Origin of the sequence: Parabacteroides sp. AT13 (genome assembly GCF_002272965.1) — a bacterium.
In the GTDB taxonomy this organism is placed as follows: Bacteria; Bacteroidota; Bacteroidia; order Bacteroidales; family Tannerellaceae; genus Parabacteroides; species Parabacteroides distasonis.
The window spans coordinates 1531048-1548026 of sequence record NZ_NQMH01000002.1; the positions used below are offsets into that span (position 1 = coordinate 1531048).

Here is a 16979-nt window from a genome sequence, read left to right on the forward strand (position 1 = left end):
GGAGGACAGGTGGACGTCTACCATAAGATATTAGAGAAGTATTGGGGATACCCTGCTTTTCGCCCCTTGCAGGAGGATATTATCCATTCCGTCTGTGCCGGAAAAGATACGCTTGGGCTGATGCCTACGGGTGGTGGTAAATCCATCACCTTTCAGGTGCCGGCATTGGCGATGGAGGGGATTTGCATCGTCGTCACTCCCTTGATCGCCTTGATGAAAGACCAAGTGGAGAACTTACGCCGGGTCGGCATCAAGGCTACGGCCGTTTATTCGGGCATGAGCCGGCAAGAGATCATCACGCAACTGGAGAATTGCATCTTCGGGGGGTATAAGTTCTTATATGTCTCCCCGGAGCGGCTTAGTACGGATATTTTCCGGGTCAAGATGGAGGCCATGCAGGTTTGTCTGCTGGTAATCGACGAGAGTCACTGTATCTCGCAATGGGGATATGATTTCCGTCCTTCTTACCTCAATATCGCTGAGATCCGGGACTTATTGCCGGGTGTTCCGGTATTAGCCTTGACCGCCACGGCTACCCCGGAAGTGGTGAATGACATACAAGAGCGTCTGCGGTTCAAGGAGAAGAACGTATTTCAAAAGAGCTTCGCCCGCAAAAATCTGGCTTATATTGTCCGGAAGACGGAGGATAAGTTAAATACACTCGTTTATATATTGGGAAAAGTTCCGGGTACGGCCATCGTATATGTCCGCAACCGGAAACGCACCAAGGAGATCGCCCTCATGCTGCAACAGGCGGGTATCTCCGCCGATTTCTTCCATGCCGGGTTAAACCGTGACGAGAAAGAACTGCGTCAGGCCCGTTGGAAAAACAACGAGTGCCGGGTAATCGTATCGACCAACGCTTTTGGTATGGGTATCGATAAGCCGGACGTGCGATTGGTCGTGCATATGGATATGCCGGGATCGTTGGAGGAATATTATCAAGAGGCCGGACGCGGGGGGCGTGATGAGAAGAAAGCCTTCGCCGTGGCTCTTTGTTCCTCCACGGATAGCGCCAAGCTAAAGAAACGGCTGGCGGATGAGTTTCCGGACAAGGAGTTTATCTATCGGGTCTATGAGGCGTTGGGTAATTATTACCAGATCGCCGTAGGGTACGGGCTAGATACGGTACACGATTTCTCATTGACGGATTTCTGTTCCGCTTATAAGTTCTCTTTATTGCAAGCGCATCATGCCTTGAAGATCCTTGGGCTATCGGGCTATATCGAATATACGGAGGAGGTAGACAACGCTTCCCGCCTGATGTTCACAGCTACCCGTGACGAGCTTTACAGGTATTTAAGTGAGAACAAGCGAACGGATGAGGTGATTCAGACAATCTTGCGTTCTTACACCGGGTTATTCGCAGATTATGTTTATATAGATGAGAGCGTAATCGCCACCCGTGCGAGAGTGACACCTCACGAGGTGTATGAGAGCTTGGTAGGTTTATCCAGATACCGGATCGTAAACTACATCCCGCATAAGAAAACCCCGTTGATTATCTATACCCAGACCCGGGAGGAACAGCGGTACCTTTCCATACCCCGCTCGGCGTATGAGGAACGCAAGGAGCGTTTCGGGAAACGGATCGAGAAGGTGCTGGAATATATCAACGAGGAGCGGGTATGCCGTAGCCGCATGCTCCTATCCTATTTCGGCGAGGAAGATTCCGCCCCTTGTGGCTGTTGCGACGTATGCCTATCGAAGCATGAATCACAGCTTATGAATTGGGAATTCAACGCTATCCGGGAAAGTCTCATAAAGATATTGGCCGGGGAATCCCCTATCCCCGTGAAAGAACTTATTGAGAAATTACCTTTCCCTCAAGAGAAAATCCTCACGGCCATCCGCTTTCTGGCGGATCAAGATCCCCAATTCACATTAAGCGACGGCTGTCTATCGCACGAGGATTCAGCAAAATAGCACGATGCCCATCGTAAGCTCCTTAGAATGCCCATTGTTAGCTTGCTAGAATGCCCATCATAAGGAGCTTACAATGGGCATTCTAATAAACCATGTATCACCGCTTATAATTACTCCGATTAGATACTTGTTTTTCCGTCGGGAAATCAGCGGGAACCTTTTGGGTTACCTTGCCGGTAGCGGCCCATTCCGCACCTCTTAACAAGGTAATCTGGAAGCCGGCGCATTGCATAGCCGGACAATTCTCTACCGTTTCCCCCGCGTGCCCTAACATCGTATGAAATATACGGGCATTCCCATAATCAACCGTAAAGATCAACGGCTCCTCACGGCCGGAACCTCCGGTCTCCTTATCCGAATAAGCCGTATACAAGCAATCCTTTATATTTCCCGGGCCACGCATACGATCATATAACTCATCCTGCGCATGTTTCCATTTATTCGGCAGCCCCTTCATGATCGGATGCTCATGGTTCCGGGCATTCAGCACATACTCATGCTGCTTGCCATGAGAGCCACCCACGCCCGCCGAGCTATCCTTTATCAACTTACCATCGCTCCAATATACATAGGGTCCCGCTTTCTCATCCCGGTTCTCCCAACCGCCCAAGGCACAAATCTTATTGTATTCCGGCCAGTTCACGAAGGCGTTATCAGCGGCATGATAGATCACGACACCTCCACCCCCTTGCACATACTCCAAGAAACGACGGTTCGTCTCCTCCGGCCAAGCATCCCCATTATAATCCAGCACCACCAGCTCGTAAGGACTGAAATCCAAGACAAAGCCGGACATATCCTTCCCCGCCTCCGGAGAGACCGCAAAATCCACGGAGAAGCGTCCCGAGTTCTCCAATATCTGTTTAAGCACCACATGGCTCACCTGCCAATTATGGTTATTCTGCCCTGTTATTAATAACGTCTTGATCGGCTTACGGGCCGACATGCCACATACAACCAATAAAGCGGCCAAAAGGAAAACGATCTTCCTACAAAATACATGTCTCATGATATGAATAAGATTTAAGTAAACTATAAATTATCCGTCTTTATTTATCATAACAAAGGGAAGCGGCACCGAATAGCCCCGGATTCTCCAGCTTAGAGAAACGTATCTTCAAGTTCTTGATAGAGTTCGGATAAGCGAAATCCTTCAAGTCCTCATACATGCTCTCCTCAAACAACTCATGGGCGGCGGTCACCGAGCCTCCGAAGACGATCATCTCCGGATCTACCGTCAATACCACGATCTTGATAGCGGCGGCCACATGTACGCCCAACTGCCGGTAAGCCTCCAGCGCCTGCTCGTCCTTCCGCATCGCACGGGTGTACATCTCCTTCCCATCCACGCCCCATACGTTCATGAAATAGGAACCGCTACAGAAATATTCCAAGATCTGTCCTTGGTAGGGAATCATGCCAAATTCTCCCGAGCCACAATTAGCGTCGGCCAACAGCTTGCCATTCTGGATAATTCCACCCCCCAAGCCCGTACCCAAGGTGAGGCCCACGAAGTTATCAACCGTCTTTCCTTCGCCAAAGATACGCTCACCCAGAGCGAAGCAATTCGCGTCGTTATCCACATAAACCGGCACGGAGAAGCAAGCCTCCAAGATCTCCTTCAAATGTACCTCCTCCCAATGCGGGATATTCACCACGTTATATACGATCCCCTTCTCACGATCCACCACGCTCGGCACACCGATACCGATAGCTACCACACTCTCGTCCCACACGGAACGGATCACCTCTATCAAAGCCTCCAATGTCTCCTCGCAATCCGCGGCGTCCTTGGGAGTCGGGGCGCTCCCCTGAGCCACTAATCGATCCCCTACGATACGGCCGGCACGCATATTCGTCCCCCCTAAATCCACTCCGATATAAGCGTTTTTCTTCTCTACACTCATTCTTTCCACGATATTAATTAGATTATACTCCCACAAAGCTAACAAAAAAGGCAATGTTACGAATAACATCACCTTTTAAACTGATAAATTTAATACATCTATGCTTTTTATTTTCCCCGGCGTCAACTCCATCCAGCACGTATACCGACATCGCCTCACGCCTACGCTCGCATAGGCCAACGTCGATATACGTGTGAGGCAATGCCGATATACGTGTAAGACGGCACCATTATAACTACCGCATCAAGCGAAGAACAAGATCAATAATTGCGCCGTAAGTACCCTCAAGAACATGGTCAAGGGGTATACCGTAGCGTAACCTACGGAAGGAGCGTCGTTTCCAGCCGTAGCGTTCGAGTAAGCCAAAGCGGGCGGATCCGTCGTACTACCGGCGATCAAGCCCATTAAGGTGAAATAATTGATCTTATAGAAATAACGGCCTACACAACCGATGATCAGCAAAGGAATCGTTGTGATAATGAAACCGTAACCGATCCAAGCGAATCCACCATTGTTCACGATCGTATCCACAAAACCATCGCCGGCACTGATACCCACACAAGCGAGGAAGAGGGTGATACCGATCTCACGCAACATCAAGTTAGCGCTCTGGGTCGTATAGGTAACCAGCTTATAACGGTAACCAAAACGGCTAATCAAGATCGCCACGATCAACGGACCTCCCGCCAAACCTAACTTAACCGGTTGCGGAATGCCCGGGAACGTGATAGGAATACTCCCCAAGACAATACCGAGGGCAATGCCGATAAAGATCGTGATCAAGTTCGGCTCGTTCAAGCGTTTCAAGGAGTTACCCAATACCTTTTCTACATTCGAGACAGCCGTCTCGGTACCCACCACATTCACACGGTCGCCCACCTGCAACGTCAGACCCGGCGTAGCTACCAAGTCCACGCCCGCACGGTTGATACGGGTGATATTGATACCATATAATTTACGCAGTTTCAACTGTCCCAGCTTCTTGCCGTTCAACTCCGGTTTCGTGATCAAGATACGGCGGTTGATAAACTGGCTCTCCATACGAATCCATTGCTTGCGCTCCATATCGATCTCCTCGCCAATGAATGTCTTTACGGACTCGGCATCTTGATCGGTCGTGATCACGAAAATCTTATCATCCTCATTCAAGATCGTACCGGCGGAAGCGATCTCGATCTGCTTGTTATCATTACGCCATACACGGGAAATCACGAAATCCAGATGATCCATCAAACCGGATAACTCCCCTACCGTCTTACCGAAAACCGCCGGGTTCTTTACGACCAGCGAGATCGGTTTCGCCTCATTCGTATGCGAGGCATCCTCCTTATTCAAATCGTCATTCTCCTTATCGAAATTCACACGGAATACGTAACGTACGAAAATGATCGAAAGAATAATACCGATCACGCCCAGCGGATAAGCCACGGCGTAACCCAAGGCGATCGTATTATCTGAAACCCCGTACATATCGGAATAAGCCTGCTGAGCCGCACCTAATCCGGGGGTATTCGTCACCGCCCCCGATAAAATACCCACCATCGTAGGCATCGGAATACCTGTCACGAAATGCAATACCAAAGCCGTAGCCACGCCAAGGAAGACAATTCCACAGGCTAGCATATTCAACGTGATTCCCCCCTGCCTAAAAGACGAGAAGAAACCCGGCCCGACTTGCATACCTACCGAATAAACAAATAAGATCAATCCAAATTCCTTAAAGAAATGAATCACATTGTGGTTAACCGTAAACCCAAAATGCCCTAAAATAATACCTACAAACAACACCAAGGTAATCCCAAGCGAAATCCCAAACACCTTTATCTTTCCCAACTGAATGCCGGCGGCAATCACGAAAGATAGTAAAAGGATAGAATGCCCGATACCTTCTCCCCATAATAAGTCGTTTATCCAATCCATGCTAAAATCTTTAAAAATCTTATTACCTATTAATAAAGACGCGAAGTTAGGCATTTACTTTGTGTTTTACAACATAACACCTATATTTACCTTTTAAATTAAAATCTCATGAAAAAGATATATTACATTTTATCAGCATTGTTCCTTTGCGTGGTAGCCACCTCGGCGCAAGAAGCTGGAAAAACGGTAGTTATTAAAACCAATGTAGGTACTATGAAGGCCATCCTGTACGATGATGTGCCTAATCACACCCGTACTTTCATCGAACGGGCAAAACGGGGGGATTTCAACGGGACCTTATTCACCCGTGTCCTGCCGGAGTTTATGATCCAAGGAGGAGCCCCGGATTCCAAGAACGCTCCCGCCGGTGCTAAATGCGGCTTTGGCGATCCTTCCGCCGAGATACCGCCCGAGATCAACGAGAAATATTTCCATAAGAAAGGAGCCTTGGCCGCTCCCCGCCAACCGGACGATATCAACCCGCAAAAGAAATCGGATATGTCGCAATTCTTTATCGTGCAGGGGAAGGTCTATAGGGAAACCGAACTGGATACGTTAGAGCGTACCGCCAACTATCCGGCCCGGCAAAAGGCCCTGAAGGAGTTTTATGCGCCGGTACGTGCGGAGCTGAATATGATAAAGATGAGTAACAAACGGGAGTACCAGAAGCGATTGAGAGCGATCAACGCCCAGATAGACTCCGTTATTCAAGCAACTCCCGGGCATTTGCTATTTACGGACGAGCAACGGAAGGCTTATACCACCGTAGGCGGTTGCCATCATCTGGACGGCACCTATACGATCTTCGGGGAGCTGACGGAGGGATTCGACGTTTTGGATCAGATCGCCACCCAGCCGAAAGACCAGAATGACCGTCCGAAGAAAGACATCCGCATCCAAAGTATAACGATCGAATAATTCACCACTCCTATGTTAAAGAGAGATTTCATCATGGTACAGATCGAGGAACTGGGCAAAGTGATCGCCCAGATCATCTTCAATCGTAATTCCAACGATGGGGCACGCAAGAACCCCGAGTTAATCCAATCCGTCTACACATTCTTAAAACTGGATAACGATTTCTTGCTGAACACGCCTATCGACGGTATCCGCACTTATCTGGACGGTGATGATTCGTGCGGCCTCCAACGCATGGAGCTGGCGAGCAAGACCTTGCTGGAAGAAAGTTTCCTTTTGCCGGAGGCGCAAGGTAAAAAACTCCGGGCAAGAGCGAAAGAGCTATTGGAATATATCCAACGCAACGACACTACGTTCTCGTTGGAACGAGTGGCGTTGCTGGAAGAGATAAATAACTATTGAATAGATTGCGGATCGGTGGTAGGGCCTTCCACGACTAGAAGGCCATTCTCATTGATTCGCATTTTATCGATGAATACGACCCGCTCATCCCCTGTCTTCTGGGTACGCCCGTGGTAAACGCAATACATTTGTTTTCCGTCCTTCGACCAAGTAACGCTATTATGTCCGGTACCCGTGACGATACCGCCTTTTTCCACGTTCTTCTCCAGCACCGGATTATTAGATGCCTTCTCAAACGGTCCTAACGGATGTTCGGACACGGCATATCCCACCGCATAATTTGCCCCGCCAAAATAATTAGCGGAATACATCATATAATACAAGCCGTTGTGACGTAGCATGAAAGAGCCTTCCGTCCAACGACGTCCGACCTCCCCTTTGGTAACCGAGCGACTTTCCCACTCACTTTGCGCATCATCCAATTTTACGGGTGGACGCAGCAGAAGTACGGGTTCCCCAATTACGTGCGTAAGATCCGGAGCGACCTCCACCCCGTAAATCCAGCTTTCCTCAACGGAGTCGAACATGCCTTTCTTCTTTGCCTCATCGGCGATCTCGCTTTCTACCGGATGCTTATAGCAACAACGGGAATAATAGAGATAGGTACGGCCATCCTCATCCTCGATCAAGTTTCCGTCGATTACAGGATATCCCGGATCAAACAAAGGAGCATCGGCCAATTCCTTAAATGGTCCGGTCGGCTTATCCGACACAGCTACGCCGATACGGAAATTTTCCTCCTCGTTGGTCGGATTCTTCCGCCAATCCGCACTGAAGAACATATAGAACTTCCCGTCACGCTCGTACACTTCCGGCGCCCAGAAATTAGCGATTGCCCAAGAATCGGGCGTATTGCCCCGATAAACCTGCCCTTCCGACTTCCAATGGATCAAATCATCGGAAGAATAGGCGCAAAAACCGTCTACAGCCCCGGCACCGGTACCATACATATAATAACGTCCGTCCGAGGCCAACAATACGTATGGATCGCCAAACTGGACCGACAAAGGATTACTGTACGTTAATTCCGGCTCTTCCGCAGCAGACTTCTTTCCCGTACAACCCGCATTCAAACACATAAGAACTCCCAGACAAAGGGATATTCCTATTTTCATACCACTTTTCATTTTTCTTATTTATTGGATTCTAAATTATACACTCCTTCCGCACAACGTTCCCCGTCGATGGCAGCGGATACGATTCCTCCCGCATACCCCGCTCCCTCACCGCAAGGGAAAAGACCTTTTACCGTGACGTGTTGATAGGTATCCCGATCACGGACGATACGAACCGGAGCGGATGTACGGGTCTCTACGCCGATCATGGTTGCCTCGTTGGTCAAGAAGCCTCTAGAGACCTTACCGAAATAACGGAAACCTTCCCGCAGGCGACTGGTCACGAATTCCGGCATCCAAAAATGCAACGGAGAGGCCAGCAGACCCGGCGTATACGAGGAAACCGGTAAATCGAAAGAGTTCTTCTTCCGCATGAAATCATTCATGCGCTGGGCGGGAGCCGTTTGCTTCATGCCTCCATTCAACCAACAGACCTCTTCCAGACGTTCCTGAAAGGCCATCAACGCTAATGGGGAGTCCGCATCCACCTTCTCGCCATTCCGAAGATAAAGCTCCTCCTGCCCTACCAGTTCGGAATAATCTTCCGGACGGATCTCTACCACCATCCCTGAGTTAGACCAGCGGGAACCCCGGTTAGAAGGCGACATTCCATTTACCACGACCTGCTTAGGTCCGCTCGCCGCAGGAACTACGAAACCTCCCGGACACATACAGAAGGAATAGACGCCCCGGTTATTCGCTTGCGTCACAAAACTATACTCTGCCGCAGGAAGATATTTCCCACGACCTTCTTTCCGATGATACTGGATTTGGTCGATCAATTCCTGAGGATGTTCCAGACGAACACCGACTGCGATCCCTTTCGCCTCGATCTGGATCTGGCGTTCGTATAAATAGTTATAGACATCACGGGCGGAATGGCCGGTAGCTAAGATAACAGGCCCGTAAAAGCTCTTTCCCGTATTCGTCTCGATGCCGATCACCTCGTTCTCTTTCATGATAAAAGCATCCATACGGGTCTCGAAATGTACCTCACCTCCGCATCGCTTGATTTGCTCCCGGATATTCTCGATCACACGGGGGAGCTTATCGGTTCCGATATGCGGATGGGCATCCGCCAAGATAGAGGGACTTGCCCCAAACTGGCAAAAGATATTCAGTATCTTATCTACCGAGCCTCTTTTCTTGCTACGGGTATACAGCTTTCCATCAGAATAAGCGCCGGCACCGCCCTCACCAAAACTATAATTTGATTCTCCGTTCACCTTATGCTCACGACTGATCAAGGCGATATCTTTCTTGCGTTCCCGCACGTCCTTACCTCGCTCGACGATGATGGGGCGCAAACCTAACTCTATCAAGCGCAAGGCGGCGAACAGACCTCCCGGACCGGCTCCTACGACGATCACAGGTTTCCCTGCCGAGACATCTTTATACTCTATCAATTGATATTCCGGCTCGCTAGGCATCTCGTTCATGAAAACACGCAGTTTCACGTTGACAAATATCGTTCGCTGGCGTGCGTCTATCGAACGTTTCAATACACGTACGGCCCGGATATTTTTCGGAGCCTCACCCGTCTCACGGGCTACTACTTGCCTTAGCGATTGCTCATTAACAGCCTCTTCCGGCAATATCCTGAGTTGTAATTCTTTTATCATTGTTTATTATATATTAACCGAATAGTTGCCGAAAGGCTTCCTCCACTTTCTTTACCTGTACGATTTGAATCTTGCTCTTCGCCGTATCGAAACCTTTTAGATTATTATGCGGAATGATAATCCGGGAGAAACCCAGCTTCTCCGCCTCCAAGATACGTTGCTCAATACGGTTGACCGGACGGATCTCTCCGGACAAGCCCACCTCGCCAGCCATACAAACACCCGGCTCGATGCTGATATCCAAGCTAGAAGAAAGGATGGAACTGATTACCGCCAAATCGATAGCCGGATCATTCACTTTCAAACCTCCGGCGATATTCAGGAAAACATCTTTCTGGATCAACTTAAAACCCGCCCTTTTCTCCAATACTGCCAATAACATATTCATTCGGCGTAAATCGAATCCGGTGGCGCTACGTTGCGGCGTACCGTAAACCGCCGAGCTGACCAAGGCTTGCGTCTCGATCAAGAAAGGACGTACCCCCTCGATAGCGGCGGCGATGGCGACACCGCTCAGTCCCTCATGATTCTGGGTTAATAATAACTCGGATGGATTGCTGACCTCACGAAGCCCGTTCTGGCGCATCTCGTAAATCCCTAGTTCCGCCGTACTGCCAAAACGGTTCTTGATGCTCCGCAGGATACGATACATATAATGCTGATCGCCCTCAAACTGCAACACCGTATCCACGATATGCTCCAATACCTTCGGACCGGCGATACTGCCTTCCTTATTGATATGGCCGATCAATAAGACCGGGACACCGCTTTCCTTGGCGTATTTCAAGATAGCGGCACTACACTCACGTACTTGGGAAACACTGCCGGGGGAAGATTCCACGACTTCCGTAAAGATGGTTTGTATGGAATCTATGATCATCAAGTCCGGCTGGATATTGGCCGCTTGCGTAAAAATCTGTTCCAGATGCGTCTCGCATAGGATGAAACAGTTCGGATTATCATGCGATAATCGGTCCGCCCGGAGTTTCAACTGGCGACTGCTCTCCTCGCCCGAGACATATAGGGTTTTCAAGCCTGTCAAGCCCAACACGGTTTGCAAGACCAAGGTAGATTTTCCGATTCCCGGCTCTCCACCGATCAAGACCAAAGAGCCCTTCACCAAGCCTCCGCCGAGGACCCTATTTAATTCATCATCTTTTAAATCGATACGGGCCTCCTCTTCCGTCGTTATATCACGCAATAACACCGGACGGATCTTATTGCCCTCCATAATACCGGGAACCGGCCGCTTCACGGCAGGCTCCTTTGTTACGATCTCCTCTACATAGGTGTTCCACTCCCCACAATTCGGGCATTTACCCAGCCATTTCGGGGAATCAGCGCCACAGTTAGAGCAGACATATACGGTTTTTGTTTTCGCCATTCTATCTTGAATTTGGCGTAAAGATACAAAAAACTACTTTTCCCCTACTACAACGATCTTCTTTCCGATACCGCAGCCCTTCTTAATTTCCGGGCTACCTTTCTCCTTATACAAGAATCCGCGGAACATACCGCCACTGTTATAAGGCATGGCGATATTTCCTAGTTTATCCACGGCGATCAAGCCGCCGTTGCCGGCGTTCGTATTCAATTCCGTATGGATGATATAATCTGCCGCTTTCTCTACGCTTTCCTTAAGGTATTTATAGCGGGCACACACATCGAACGCTACCGCATGACGGATAAAATACTCGCCATGCCCCGTACAGGAGACGGCGCAACTGTTATTATCCGCATACGTTCCCGCCCCGATCACGGGCGAATCACCGATACGCCCCCAACGTTTCTTGAACATACCGCCGGTACTGGTCCCGGCCGTTAAGTTTCCTTGCTTATCCAGAACGACACAGCCTACCGTACCGTTCTTCTTACTTTCTTGCTTTAACTTCTCGATCCACTCCATCGTCTTGGGCGTAGCGAAATACATATTGTCTTCTACCATTTCCAAGCCTTGTTCCTTGGCGAACTCCTCAGCACCGGCTCCGCTCAGCATGACATGCGGAGATTTTGTCTTTACGGCATAGGCGGCATTGATCGGATGCTTCACGTGTTTTAAGCCAGCTACAGCGCCTGCGCTTAAATCCTTGCCTTCCATGATGGAAGCGTCCAACTCAAAAGTTCCCTCCACCGTACAGGTAGCACCAATTCCGGCGTTAAACAACGGATTTCCCTCGAAGTAATTGATTACGGCCATCACCGCTTCCGGCCCCTCGCCTCCCGCAGAAAGGACCTTATCTCCAATCATTAAAGCGGAGTCCAATGCGGCGTAATATTGAGCCGACTTAACCGGATCTTCCTCCAATCCGGCCATCGCCCCCGCACCACCATGTACCACGATTACATACTCCCGGTCTTGCGCAAAAGCAATGGATGACACCATCAAAGCCGTCAAGGCTATCATTTGTTTTAACATGCTATTATATTTAATCATTTATACAATGCTCAAAAATAGAACAAATATCTGAATTATCTTAGAGACATAGACTTATTTCCCGATTTTTATCCGTACATTTACCTCGAACGGTAATCTCTTAAATAATAACATTATGGAAGAATACATCGATTCTATCATAAGAGTGGGAAAGATATTGATCGGAAGCATAATGGTCGTGTTCGTACTCTGGTACATCGTAAAGGATATTGTCAAGGCTTATGGGAAAGATTCGCATGAGCCGGATTAAAAAAAGTGCCGTGGCGATATGACCACGGCACTTCTCTTCATTATATCATAGAGAGCTATTTCATTCGTTCGTATACCATACCGGTCCCGGCTGGCTGTCCATGACGAACTCCAATGTCGCCCCGCTCATGATTTGCTCGTGGGTGATATAACTCTTATCATAAGGTTGTCCGTTCAGCTTCACGGATTGGATATAAATATTCTCCGCAGAGACCTCGGGAGCCAAAACCGTAAAGGTCTTGCCATTACCTACATGCATCTTCACTTCCGGGAACAACGGGGAGCCGATCTCATATTGGCCACTGATCGGATCAACCGGGTAGAATCCCATGGCGCTAAACACAAACCAAGCGGACATCTGCCCACAGTCCTCATTACCGCAAATACCGTCCGGGGCATTCAGATACAAATCATGTAATACCTGAGCCACGTATTTCTGGGTCTTCCAAGGCTGGCCGACCTTATTATATAAGTAGATCACATGATGGCTCGGCTCATTTCCATGCGCATATTGACCAATCATGCCTGTACTAAAGATAGGCAATTCCTCATCCGATTTGGGGACATAGGTAAACATACTATCCAATTTCTCGGCGAAACGTTCCTTACTTCCTACCAATCCGATCAAACCGTCCAGATCTTGCGGCACGGACCAGAAATATTGCCAACCATTGCTCTCGCAAATATCTTCCGTATAATCATCGGGGCTGAAATTAGCGGCAAAGTTTCCTTTCTCATCACGAGGCTGCATAAAGGAAGTTGCCGGATTGTACACATTATGATAATTCTGTGAACGTTTAAAGAATTCGTCGGCGATCTCTTTCTTACCCATCTTCTCAGCCATCTTAGCGATGCAATAATCATCGTAGGCATACTCCAAGGTCTTCGATAAAGACCAGTTCTCCCATTTTTTCGGATCGCTATAAGCCGGTACGTAGCCCAACTTCTTATAATCGCCGATACCCCGATAGTCATCCCGGTTGGCTGTCGCTATACAAGCCTCCAGCGCTTTCTCGGCATTGAAATCACCGATACCTTTCAGATAAGCGTCTACGATAACGGGCACCGCATGATAACCGATCATCATATTCGTTTCCCAGCCATAAAGGTTCCATAAAGGCAAAGCCCCGTTCTGCTCATAGAACTTCAAGAAACCCTTGATCATATCATTCGCCCGTTCCGGCTCCGTATACGTAAACAACGGATGGGAGGCACGGTAGGTATCCCATAAAGAGAAAGTAGAGTAATTCGTCCATCCGTCCGCTTTATGGATTTGCTGATCCGGGCCGTAATAAGAACCATCCACGTCGCTATAGATCGTCGGGGCGATCATGGAATGATACAAGGCCGTATAGAATTTCACCATATCGTCCGTATTCCGGCTCTTCACCTCAATCTTGGAAAGCTGTCGGTTCCAATTCGCGCTAGCCTGCGCTTGATAGTAATCGAAATCATCCTTCGGGGCTTCCGCACGCAAATTCTTTCCCGCTCCCTCCATGCTGACGCCAGAGATTCCGGTCGTGACAAGGATTTCCTCATCCTTCTTCGTATTGAAATCGAAACGGGCCACATAGGCCGTACCGATCCAACCTTTTTCCTTGGTCACGATAGAAGTCGTATCCATATGACAAGCCACGAAAGGCTTAGAGAAACGGGTCTCGAAATAAACATGCTGCAAGGGAGACCAGCCTTGGGATAGGCGGTATCCACGGATCGTCGTAGAGTCTACCACCTCGATCTTGGAATCCAAGGTAAAGTCCCAATTCATCGCCTTCTTCAAGTTCAAGAATACCGAAGCCTCGGCCTCCGGGAAGGTATACCGCTGGATACCGCAACGCTCAGTAGCCGTAAGCTCCACGTTAATGTTATAATCCTTCAGCAATACCCGGTAATATCCTGCGGAAGCCGCCTCGTCATTATGCGAGAACGTGGAATAGATTCCTAACGGCGCCGGGGCCTCTTTATAAGGACGGGTCACGGGCATAAAAGAGATATCGTATAAATCGCCTGCCCCCGTACCGGAAAGGTGCGTATGGCTAAAGCCGGCGATCGTCGTATCCGGATAGAAATACCCCGAGATGCGATCCCAACCCGGCAAACCGTTATCCGGGCTCAATTGTACCATACCAAAAGGAACTTGGGCTCCCGGGTAGGTATTGCCGGTAAAATCCGTACCGATCATGGGGTTCACATACTGCGAGTAATCCGCCTCCTGTTTCTTTTCAGGCGTGCAGGCCACGAGTGCCAGCAAAGAGACCGCCAATATAGACATGTGCTTCATGTTATGCAATTCGTTTTGAGTTTGAGCAAACATACATAAATTATTTCGAAAGAGAAACAGTTTACGGGGAAAACTTTCTATTTTCATCGGGGTGAAAATCTTTTTTCATTATGATGAGAATCTTTTTTCATCAAGGAGAAAATCTTTTTTCATCAAGACGAGAATTCGGTGGAATCCTTTAACTTTGTACAAAAACTACGATAACATGGAAGATAAAACATCGACACTTCGTTTGATCTATCCCCAATGGCAAGGTGGGATCGTGAATCATTGGATGCCCGACCTTCCTGCGGACGACGCTTCCAGAGGGTATTACCTAGGAGCTCAATTACTCAATATCCTCGCTCCCCCAAGTCCCCAGAAAACCGTGGAAGTACCCATCTCACTAGATATAAACGATAGAGAAACGGATCTAGGGGTCAGCGCCCGCAAGGTTATTCTGAAACAAACAAAAGCAGCCCTCGAATTACTGCACGAAAACGCTCCAGAAAAGATTGTCACCTTAGGGGGCGAATGTTCGGTAAGTGTCGTACCCTTCACCTATCTGGCTGCTAAATATCCGGATAATATAGCCATTGTCTGGATAGACGCACATCCGGATATAAACTTGCCGTATGACGAGTATAAAGGATATCATGCGATGGCCCTTACAGCCTGTCTAGGGATGGGTGATGAAGAGATTCTTCAATTATTACCGGGAAAGTTCAAGGTCTCGAATACCTTAATCGTAGGTTTACGCTCGTGGGATGAGGGCATAAAAGAACGGCAGAAGAACTTAGGTATAAAAGGTTTATCACCAGAGGAGGTGGCGAAGGATAGTTCCTCCATCCTCAAGTGGTTAAAAGGGACGGGCGCATCCAAAGTTGTCGTTCACTTCGATATGGACGTAATCGATCCGGCGGATATGATAGCGGGAGTCGGCGTAGAGCCTAACGGGATGAAAATAGACGAGGTCGTACGTGTTATCAACAATATAGCATCCAAGTATGATCTGGTAGGTCTTACGGTAGCCGAGCCGATGCCTCGTATAGCCATCAAGCTAAGGAATATGCTGGACCGGTTACCTTTATTGAAATAATAAAAAAAGACGTAGCCCTTAAACAGAGTTACGTCTTTTTTATATTACATTATTATAACTTTCGGGATTTATTCCTCATTATTATCTTCCTCATTCTCCTCGTCTTCTTCCTTTGGGGCTTTTTTCACGAAGAACGCACTCAACTCATACAAACCGTAGAGCGGTAAGAATACGATACTTAACGTAAACGGATCACTACTTGGAGTGATGAACGCCGCACCAACTAACAAGCCGACAACAGCATGCCGTCTGTATTTATGAAAGAACGAGCGGTTTAGCAGCCCTATCTGAGATAATAGCCAAGATACCAATGGCATCTCAAATACGATTCCCATCACGAATATCAACATCAAGAAGTTATCCATGTAAGAATCAAGGGATACCTGTTCCGTAATGGCGGCACTCAACTCGTAAGTCGCCAAGAAACGTAGTGTCATCGGGAACACCAAGAAATAACCCACTGAGCATCCGATAAAGAACATTATCGTTCCGAACAAGAATACCCAACGTACATTTTTCTTCTCATTCTCGTAAAGAGCCGGACTTACGAACTTCCAGATCTCCCACATCAAATAGGGGAAAGTCAATAATAACGCCAACCAGAAAGAACTTGTCATATGCGTGAAGAACTGGGAAGCCAGCTTGATATTGACAATGTTCACATGGAAAGTATCATTACAAAAGTCCGGGAGAAAAGAAAAATGAGAACTAATCTTACACATTTCCCGATAGACGATGAAATCGGAGCTACACGGGGCCATCACGACATTATCAAACAGCCACGGCATTACCGAGAACCCGGCTATAGCAAAAACAAAGAGCGCTAAAATAGAACGAAATAAAGTCCAACGAAGTTCTTCTAGGTGATCCCAGAATGACATTTCTTCTTGTTGCATCTTCCTTTACTTCTTTTCCGTATCGTCTAATTTGATATCGTCTTCCAATCCTTTTACACCGTCCTTGAAATTCTTCACGCCCTTACCGATACCTTTCATCAGCTCAGGAATTTTCTTACCACCGAAAAGCAATAACACAACAATGGCGATGATCACGATCTCGCCTGTACCTAAGTTTCCTAAAAATAGTAATTCATTCATGATATTATAATATTAGTCATTAATATTCTC

General features: G+C 48.2%; 15 protein-coding genes. 5 read left to right on the forward strand and 10 right to left on the reverse strand.

The window, feature by feature from the left end:
* The first annotated feature begins 9 nt into the window (after positions 1 to 9).
* Positions 10 to 1926 (forward strand): ATP-dependent DNA helicase RecQ, encoded by a 1917-nt coding sequence (locus tag CI959_RS20695; RefSeq protein ID WP_057318667.1) that lies wholly within the window; start codon positions 10 to 12, stop codon positions 1924 to 1926.
* A 97-nt stretch (positions 1927 to 2023) separates the two neighbouring features.
* Here the strand turns inward: CI959_RS20695 and CI959_RS20700 are convergent, their stop codons facing one another.
* The 3 genes from CI959_RS20700 to CI959_RS20710 form a co-directional block, all read right to left on the reverse strand.
* Positions 2024 to 2935 carry a ThuA domain-containing protein gene (locus tag CI959_RS20700; RefSeq protein WP_044544851.1) on the reverse strand — a complete coding sequence of 304 codons (912 nt, stop codon included), beginning with the start codon at positions 2933 to 2935 and terminating at the stop codon, positions 2024 to 2026.
* 40 nt (positions 2936 to 2975) lie between these two features.
* Entirely contained in the window at positions 2976 to 3833 is an 858-nt protein-coding gene (locus CI959_RS20705; protein WP_036629002.1) for an ROK family protein, read from the reverse strand.
* 243 nt (positions 3834 to 4076) lie between these two features.
* Positions 4077 to 5753 (reverse strand): putative transporter, encoded by a 1677-nt coding sequence (locus CI959_RS20710; protein WP_036629009.1) that lies wholly within the window; start codon positions 5751 to 5753, stop codon positions 4077 to 4079.
* Between the two features lie 108 nt (positions 5754 to 5861).
* Between CI959_RS20710 and CI959_RS20715 the strand changes: the two genes are divergently transcribed.
* Positions 5862 to 6671 carry a peptidylprolyl isomerase gene (locus CI959_RS20715; protein ID WP_005858239.1) on the forward strand — a complete coding sequence of 270 codons (810 nt, stop codon included), beginning with the start codon at positions 5862 to 5864 and terminating at the stop codon, positions 6669 to 6671.
* Positions 6672 to 6683: 12 nt separating this feature from the next.
* Positions 6684 to 7073, forward strand: a complete 390-nt coding sequence (locus CI959_RS20720) for a hypothetical protein (protein ID WP_005858241.1) — start codon at positions 6684 to 6686, stop codon at positions 7071 to 7073.
* On the opposite strand, the gene CI959_RS20725 is transcribed toward CI959_RS20720, so the two are convergent.
* The 4 genes from CI959_RS20725 to CI959_RS20740 are packed head-to-tail and all read right to left on the reverse strand — an operon-like array spanning position 7067 to position 12226.
* Entirely contained in the window at positions 7067 to 8188 is a 1122-nt protein-coding gene (locus CI959_RS20725; protein ID WP_005858243.1) for a glycoside hydrolase family 43 protein, read from the reverse strand. The genes CI959_RS20720 and CI959_RS20725 overlap by 7 nt on opposite strands.
* 17 nt (positions 8189 to 8205) lie before the next feature.
* Entirely contained in the window at positions 8206 to 9810 is a 1605-nt protein-coding gene (locus tag CI959_RS20730; protein WP_057316988.1) for an NAD(P)/FAD-dependent oxidoreductase, read from the reverse strand.
* 13 nt (positions 9811 to 9823) lie between these two features.
* On the reverse strand, positions 9824 to 11194 hold the full coding sequence (gene radA, locus CI959_RS20735) for a DNA repair protein RadA (RefSeq protein WP_005858247.1): 1371 nt from the start codon (positions 11192 to 11194) through the stop codon (positions 9824 to 9826).
* Positions 11195 to 11227: 33 nt separating this feature from the next.
* Entirely contained in the window at positions 11228 to 12226 is a 999-nt protein-coding gene (locus CI959_RS20740; RefSeq protein ID WP_005858249.1) for an isoaspartyl peptidase/L-asparaginase family protein, read from the reverse strand.
* Between the two features lie 133 nt (positions 12227 to 12359).
* On the opposite strand from CI959_RS20740, the gene CI959_RS21995 reads away from it, so the two are divergent.
* Positions 12360 to 12494 carry a hypothetical protein gene (locus tag CI959_RS21995; RefSeq protein WP_005858250.1) on the forward strand — a complete coding sequence of 45 codons (135 nt, stop codon included), beginning with the start codon at positions 12360 to 12362 and terminating at the stop codon, positions 12492 to 12494.
* Positions 12495 to 12554: 60 nt separating this feature from the next.
* On the opposite strand, the gene CI959_RS20745 is transcribed toward CI959_RS21995, so the two are convergent.
* Positions 12555 to 14807 carry a GH92 family glycosyl hydrolase gene (locus CI959_RS20745; protein ID WP_172680044.1) on the reverse strand — a complete coding sequence of 751 codons (2253 nt, stop codon included), beginning with the start codon at positions 14805 to 14807 and terminating at the stop codon, positions 12555 to 12557.
* 172 nt (positions 14808 to 14979) lie between these two features.
* Here CI959_RS20745 and CI959_RS20750 point away from each other — a divergent pair, with 172 nt between their 5' ends.
* Entirely contained in the window at positions 14980 to 15852 is an 873-nt protein-coding gene (locus CI959_RS20750; RefSeq protein WP_095231526.1) for an arginase family protein, read from the forward strand.
* Positions 15853 to 15920: 68 nt separating this feature from the next.
* On the opposite strand, the gene tatC is transcribed toward CI959_RS20750, so the two are convergent.
* Both tatC and CI959_RS20760 read right to left on the reverse strand, forming a co-directional pair.
* Positions 15921 to 16748 (reverse strand): twin-arginine translocase subunit TatC, encoded by an 828-nt coding sequence (tatC, locus tag CI959_RS20755; RefSeq protein ID WP_005858256.1) that lies wholly within the window; start codon positions 16746 to 16748, stop codon positions 15921 to 15923.
* Between the two features lie 6 nt (positions 16749 to 16754).
* Positions 16755 to 16949, reverse strand: a complete 195-nt coding sequence (locus tag CI959_RS20760; RefSeq protein WP_005858259.1) for a twin-arginine translocase TatA/TatE family subunit — start codon at positions 16947 to 16949, stop codon at positions 16755 to 16757.
* Between the last annotated feature and the right edge of the window lie 30 nt (positions 16950 to 16979).

What these genes read in the sequence shown, in the direction of transcription:
- CI959_RS20740 (WP_005858249.1), bottom strand. Translation starts at nt 12,226, where the DNA reads ATGTTAAAACAAATGATAGCCTTGACGGCTTTGATGGTGTCATCCATT.
- CI959_RS20705 (WP_036629002.1), bottom strand. Translation starts at nt 3,833, where the DNA reads ATGAGTGTAGAGAAGAAAAACGCTTATATCGGAGTGGATTTAGGGGGG.
- radA (WP_005858247.1), bottom strand. Translation starts at nt 11,194, where the DNA reads ATGGCGAAAACAAAAACCGTATATGTCTGCTCTAACTGTGGCGCTGAT.
- CI959_RS20750 (WP_095231526.1), top strand. Translation starts at nt 14,980, where the DNA reads ATGGAAGATAAAACATCGACACTTCGTTTGATCTATCCCCAATGGCAA.
- CI959_RS20715 (WP_005858239.1), top strand. Translation starts at nt 5,862, where the DNA reads ATGAAAAAGATATATTACATTTTATCAGCATTGTTCCTTTGCGTGGTA.
- CI959_RS20725 (WP_005858243.1), bottom strand. Translation starts at nt 8,188, where the DNA reads ATGAAAATAGGAATATCCCTTTGTCTGGGAGTTCTTATGTGTTTGAAT.
- CI959_RS20710 (WP_036629009.1), bottom strand. Translation starts at nt 5,753, where the DNA reads ATGGATTGGATAAACGACTTATTATGGGGAGAAGGTATCGGGCATTCT.
- CI959_RS20730 (WP_057316988.1), bottom strand. Translation starts at nt 9,810, where the DNA reads ATGATAAAAGAATTACAACTCAGGATATTGCCGGAAGAGGCTGTTAAT.
- tatC (WP_005858256.1), bottom strand. Translation starts at nt 16,748, where the DNA reads ATGCAACAAGAAGAAATGTCATTCTGGGATCACCTAGAAGAACTTCGT.
- CI959_RS20760 (WP_005858259.1), bottom strand. Translation starts at nt 16,949, where the DNA reads ATGAATGAATTACTATTTTTAGGAAACTTAGGTACAGGCGAGATCGTG.
- CI959_RS21995 (WP_005858250.1), top strand. Translation starts at nt 12,360, where the DNA reads ATGGAAGAATACATCGATTCTATCATAAGAGTGGGAAAGATATTGATC.
- CI959_RS20700 (WP_044544851.1), bottom strand. Translation starts at nt 2,935, where the DNA reads ATGAGACATGTATTTTGTAGGAAGATCGTTTTCCTTTTGGCCGCTTTA.
- CI959_RS20720 (WP_005858241.1), top strand. Translation starts at nt 6,684, where the DNA reads ATGTTAAAGAGAGATTTCATCATGGTACAGATCGAGGAACTGGGCAAA.
- CI959_RS20745 (WP_172680044.1), bottom strand. Translation starts at nt 14,807, where the DNA reads ATGTTTGCTCAAACTCAAAACGAATTGCATAACATGAAGCACATGTCT.